Consider the following 1300-nt stretch of genomic DNA (forward strand, 5'->3'; position numbering starts at 1 on the left):
TTTCTGGCTACGAGTACAACGGCGGAGAAGTCGCGCGCTAACCGCACGGCAGTAGCGCGACCGATTCCCTGGCTTGCGCCGGTGACGATAGCAACGGATTTGGCTGTCATCATGATGTCATTCTCGATTGACCGAATGGGGTATGGTCCGCGAATGCCGTTCATCTGGTTCGAACGGCATCCGCGGCGCCCAGGGGTTTATTTTGCCGGCGCACTTTGGGCAGCTTCCAGGATGATGTCGACCACCAGTTCTGGAGCGGTGTACATTGGCGTGTGATCCACCTTGTGTGATCGGATATTCGCTCCCATTCGCTCCGCCATGAACCTCTGCGTATCACGGAGGATCATGCGATCTTCTTCGGCCAGGAGAAACCACGAAGGCTTGGTCCTCCACGCCGGAGTCGGAACCTTCCGCTGAATGCAGTTCACCGAGATGGGCCGCTGAACCGCTGCCATGATCTTCCATTGATCCGAAGAGGCATGATGGGCAACCGCCTGGCTGAATCCGTCTTCCGGCATCCAGATCACCCCGTGAGCGTCGGGTGAGAGTTGGGGGGCCTTAGGATGCGGGGCGGCGCGATAAAAAACATCTGCCACCGTTTCTCCTTCATCGGGCGCCAGCGCCGCTATGTAGACCAGCGACTTCACTCGATCATCGTGGACTGCAGCGATCACGGAGCCCGCATACGCGTGTCCGACGAGGATGACCGGACCGCTGTTTCTCTCAATGACACGTTGAAGTGCGGAAGCATCATCCTCAAAAGAGGTGAGAGGAATCGGCGCACACGTCACCGCGAATCCCTTGCTCTTCAACGGAAGAATGACGTTACTCCAGCAGTATCCGTCAGCCCAGGCTCCGTGAACCAGCACGGCCGTGCCCATCTGAGGAGAGGAACTCATCGCGAAACCTCCTTCTCGAGAAACTCGCCCATGGCGGCAGCTATCTCCACAACGTGCGTCGCAATGGCAAAGTGTCCTGTATCCAGGAACCGGACCTGCGCATTGGGTAGATCTTTACGAAAAGCCTCCGCCCCAGCGGGAATGAAGAACGGATCATTCTTGCCCCAGATCGCCAGCAAAGGTGGTTTCGACCCGCGAAGGTAATCCTGAAACTTTGGATAGAGCTTCACATTCGATGCGTAGTCCAGGAACAAGTCGAGCTGAATCTCCTTATTTCCCGGGCGCTCCAGGAGAGCCGCATCCAGAGTGTACGACTCCGGCGCAACACTCTCCGGATCCGCTACACCGTACGTGTACTGCCAACGGGTTCCTTCGAAGTTGAGGATGTTCTGGCGGATCAC

The 1300-nt window shown here is 57.4% G+C and carries 2 protein-coding genes; both read right to left on the reverse strand.

What is annotated here, in order from left to right:
* Nucleotides 1-197 precede the first annotated feature (197 nt).
* The gene (locus Q363_RS31655) at nt 198-899 is read right to left on the reverse strand and encodes an alpha/beta fold hydrolase (RefSeq protein WP_035358766.1); all 702 of its coding nucleotides are present in this window, start codon (nt 897-899) and stop codon (nt 198-200) included.
* The coding region (locus Q363_RS31660; RefSeq protein WP_035358768.1) for an alpha/beta fold hydrolase at nt 896-1300 on the reverse strand (405 nt) is incomplete at its 5' end. The genes Q363_RS31660 and Q363_RS31655, both read right to left, overlap by 4 nt.

This window comes from Edaphobacter aggregans DSM 19364 (assembly GCF_000745965.1).
GTDB classification, from domain to species: Bacteria; Acidobacteriota; Terriglobia; order Terriglobales; family Acidobacteriaceae; genus Edaphobacter; species Edaphobacter aggregans.

Excerpts from the sequence above, each read along its gene's own strand:
- Q363_RS31655 (WP_035358766.1), bottom strand. The coding sequence starts at position 899 with ATGAGTTCCTCTCCTCAGATGGGCACGGCCGTGCTGGTTCACGGAGCC.